The sequence below is a fragment of the Pseudomonas sp. K5002 genome, assembly GCF_013386655.1.
In the GTDB taxonomy this organism is placed as follows: Bacteria; Pseudomonadota; Gammaproteobacteria; order Pseudomonadales; family Pseudomonadaceae; genus Aquipseudomonas.
Map to the genome: position 1 here is coordinate 1 of NZ_JACARK010000098.1, position 4066 is coordinate 4066.

3 protein-coding genes are annotated in these 4066 nt (G+C 62.1%); 2 read left to right on the forward strand and 1 reads right to left on the reverse strand.

Translation table 11 applies throughout. The features are described from left to right. Positions 1 to 1263 (reverse strand): bifunctional diguanylate cyclase/phosphodiesterase (locus HX846_RS06130; RefSeq protein WP_178965136.1); only part of this gene is annotated, 1263 nt, incomplete at its 3' end. Between the two features lie 166 nt (positions 1264 to 1429). Between HX846_RS06130 and desA the strand changes: the two genes are divergently transcribed. Both desA and HX846_RS06140 read left to right on the forward strand, forming a co-directional pair. After that, positions 1430 to 2614 carry a delta-9 fatty acid desaturase DesA gene (gene desA / locus HX846_RS06135; protein ID WP_087693634.1) on the forward strand — a complete coding sequence of 395 codons (1185 nt, stop codon included), beginning with the start codon at positions 1430 to 1432 and terminating at the stop codon, positions 2612 to 2614. A 410-nt stretch (positions 2615 to 3024) separates the two neighbouring features. Continuing rightward, positions 3025 to 4023 carry a sensor domain-containing diguanylate cyclase gene (locus tag HX846_RS06140; RefSeq protein WP_177020608.1) on the forward strand — a complete coding sequence of 333 codons (999 nt, stop codon included), beginning with the start codon at positions 3025 to 3027 and terminating at the stop codon, positions 4021 to 4023. Positions 4024 to 4066: the final 43 nt, after the last annotated feature.

Here is a 4066-nt window from a genome sequence, read left to right on the forward strand (position 1 = left end):
CCAGCGCACCAGGGCTTCGACGCCGATCATTCGGCTGTCTTGCAGGTCGTGCACTGGCTGGTAGTAAACCCGCAGCTCCTGCTGATCCAGCGCGCGGCGCAGTTCACCGGCCATTTCCACGCGGTGCTGGGCGTGGGCGGTAAGCTCTTCGGTGTACAAGGCGTAGCCTTCGCGGCCGGCGCTCTTGGCCTTGAACAACGCGGAGTCAGCGTTGCGCAGCAGTTGCTCGGCGCTCAGCGCGTCGCTGGGGAACAGGCTGATGCCGATGCTCACGCTGATAAACAGTTGATGGCCGTCGAAGATGACCGGTTCTTTCATCGCGTCGAGAATACGTTGCGCCAGGGCGGCGGCCTGGCCCACCTGTGGACAACTTTCCGCCAGCACCGCGAACTCGTCACCGCCCAGGCGCGCCAGGGTCACGCCGGGGCCGAACAGGCCTTGCAGGCGCTCGCCGACGGCCTTGAGCAACTGGTCGCCGACGTTATGGCCGAGGCTGTCGTTGATGATCTTGAAATGGTCGAGGTCGAGCAGCAGCAAGGCGCAGCCACGTTTATGGATCTGCGCGGAGGCCAGGGCCTGTTCGGCACGGTCGGTGAACAGCAGGCGGTTGGGCAGGTCGGTCAGCGGGTCGTGATGGGCCAGGTGCGCCAACTCGCTCTCGGAGTGCTTGATGGCGCTGATATCGGAGAACACCGCGACGTAGTGGCTGATATGGCCCTGCTCATCACGGATCACCCGGATGGTCTGCCACTGTGGATAGATTTCGCCGCTTTTACGGCGGTTCCAGATTTCACCGCTCCATTCACCGTCACGTTCCAGCGTCTCGAACATCGCCTGGTAGAAACTGGCCGAGTGGCGCCCGGACTTGAACAGGCTCGGCTGGTGCCCCAGCACGTCTTCGCACTGGTAGCCGGTGATTTCGATAAAGGCCCGGTTGACGTGAACAATCAGCCCCAGGGCATCGGTGACCAGCACCCCTTCGCGGGTGCAATCGAACACGGCGGCGGCCTGGCGCAGGCGCTCGCGGTTTTCCTTCAGTGGCTGCTGGATCAGGTTCGCCCGGGCAAAGTGCGCGCAAAGCAGGTAGATCGCCAGGGCACTGAGGCTGACCCACAGGTAACCGCGTATCTGAAGCCAGCGGCCCAGCTCCACGGGTTCATCGATAAAGTTGATCAATACCTGATGGCTGAGCTGAATCCACACAATCGAAACCAGCAGGTACATCAGCCCGGCACGCAGGGCACCTCGGTATGAAAACAGCATATGTTCAGTAATCCTTACTAAAAAACCAGATTCGCCCTACAAAGGTTACGGATTATAGAATAAGAAACATCCAGTCACTCCTATCTGAAAGGGCGGCTGGTTTTATCTGTAGGCTTAGTGATAATGCGCAAGCTGGTTTTTTCTTTATCTGAGGGCCATACAGCCTATGTGGTACAACGGTTTTCTTGACTTGTCGGCCTGGCAACTGGTGGCAGTCACTCTGTTGATGACCCACGTGACCATTGTCGGGGTCACGGTCTATCTGCACCGCTATTCAGCCCACCGCTCCCTGGAGCTCAATGCTGGCCTGAAACACTTCTTCCGCTTCTGGCTGTGGCTCACCACGGCGCAGAACACCCGCGAGTGGACCGCTATCCACCGCAAACACCACGCCAAGTGCGAAACCGTCGACGATCCCCACAGCCCGGTGATCAAGGGCCTGTCCACCGTGCTGCGCAAAGGCGCCGAGCTGTATCGCGCCGAAGCCGAGAACCCCGAGACCCTGCGCATCTACGGCAAGAACTGCCCGGAAGACTGGATCGAGCGCAAGCTCTACACCCCGTACCCGCTGCTGGGCGTGGCGATCATGGGCGTGATCGACCTGCTGCTGTTCGGCACCATCGGCATCACCATCTGGGCCATCCAGATGATGTGGATCCCGTTCTGGGCTGCCGGCGTAATCAACGGCCTGGGTCATGCCATCGGCTACCGCAACTTCGAATGCCGCGATGCGGCCACCAACCTGATTCCCTGGGGCATCATCGTGGGTGGCGAAGAGCTGCATAACAACCACCACACCTACCCCAACTCCGCCAAGCTGTCGGTGAAGAAGTGGGAGTTCGACCTGGGCTGGGCCTGGATCAAAGTGTTCAGCTTCCTGCGCCTGGCCAAGGTGCAACGGGTCGCGCCGATCGCTCACCGGGTCGAAGGCAAGGGCAGCCTGGACATGGACACCGCGATGGCGATCCTCAACAACCGCTTCCAGATCATGGCCCAGTACCGCAAGTTGGTGATTGGCCCGCTGGTCAAGCAGGAACTGGAAAAGGTCGATCACTCGGTGCGCCATCAATTCCATCGCGCCAAGCGCCTGCTGTCGCGGGAGACCAGCCTGCTGGATGACCGCCACCACGTGCGCATCCAGAGCATGCTGGAGCACAGCCAGGCCCTGAAAGTGATCTACGAGAAGCGCCTGGCGCTGCAACAGATCTGGCTGAAAACCAGCACCAACGGCCACGACATGCTGGCGGCGATCAAGGAATGGGTGCACGAGGCCGAGGCGAGCGGGATTCAATCCCTGCGGGACTTTGCCCATCAGCTGAAGACCTATTCGCTGCGGCCTGCCGCGGCCTGATACGGCTGTAGCGAGCCGATTTTTTGTGGCAGGGGAGCTTCTGTGGGGAGTGGGCTCGCTGTAGCAAGGGAGCTTCTGTGGCGAGGGAGCTTGCTCCCGCTGGAGTGCGCAGCGCTCCCAAGATTTTGGGGCCGCGACGCAGCCCACCGGGGGCCCCCCCCCCCGCCCCCACANNGCTCCCCCGCCACAACAAGCTCCTTCCCCACCGCAGCCCCCTCCCCACAGCAAGCCCCTCACCCCAACAAACTCGCTCCTACATGTTTCTGGCGCCATTTCTTGGTCGCCTCTAATCGGCGCTGATAACGGAACTTCGCAGCAAATTCCCCCTCTCAATCAACACTTCGCCATCCCGGCGGCCCTTGTTGTGACCGCTGCCCAACCCCGCGGCCTGCCCAGAGAGAGTTGTGCCGATGGTCCCCGAACAGACCTTCACCGACACCCCAGTCCTCGAACAGCCACGACCGGCAGCCGCCGCTACGTTGCTGGCCCTGATGCATGCCCAGGGCGAAGTGGAACGGCTGAGTGAACGCGAGCAACTGCTGAGTTCGCTGTTGGTCAGTGTGAATGCCGTGCTCTGGGCAATCGAGTGGGACACTCGCCGCGTGCTGTACGTCAGCCCGGCCTATGAGCGGGTTTTCGGACGTACGGCGGGCATGTTGTTGACCGACTATCGGGAATGGCGCAACAGCATCCACCCCGAAGACCTCGACTACGCCGAGCACAGCTTGGCCCAGGTGCTGCACAGCGGCGCCGTGGAAGACCGCGAGTACCGCATCATCACCGCCGACGGGCAGATCCGCTGGCTCAGCGACAAGTGTTACATCAACCAGCAGGCCGAGCCCGGCCAGCCGGTGATCGTGGTAGGCATAGCCGAAGACATCACCGAAAAGAAGCAGCTGGAGCTCGAGCTGCACCGTCTGGCCACCACCGATGTACTGACCCGCAGCAGCAACCGCCGGCATTTCTTCGAGTGCGCCCACCACGAGTTTGAACGCGCCTGCCTGCAAGGCACGCCCCTGGCGTTCCTGTTGCTGGACATCGATGACTTCAAGGTGGTGAACGACACCTACGGCCACCTGGAAGGCGATCAGGTGTTGCAGCGTATCGCCGAGAGCGGTCGGGGAGTTCTGCGCCGTGGCGACCTGTTCGGGCGCATTGGCGGCGAAGAATTCGCCGCCATACTGCCCGGTTGTGCCCCGGAGATGGCAATGCAGGTGGCCGAACGCCTGGGGCACGAGATTGCGCAGCTGAGCTTCAGCCACGACGGTGAGAGCTTCGCGGTCACCGTCAGCCAGGGCCTGGCCAGCCTGACCGCCGAGGACGCCAACGTCGACAGCCTGTTCGCCCGCGCCGACGCCGCGATGTACGAGGCCAAGCGCCAGGGCAAAAACCGCGTGCTCCCCGGCTGACGCTACACGATGACCTGTGGGAGCCGGGCTTGCCCGCGATGCA

What these genes read in the sequence shown, in the direction of transcription:
- HX846_RS06140 (WP_177020608.1), top strand. Translation starts at nt 3,025, where the DNA reads ATGGTCCCCGAACAGACCTTCACCGACACCCCAGTCCTCGAACAGCCA.
- desA (WP_087693634.1), top strand. Translation starts at nt 1,430, where the DNA reads ATGTGGTACAACGGTTTTCTTGACTTGTCGGCCTGGCAACTGGTGGCA.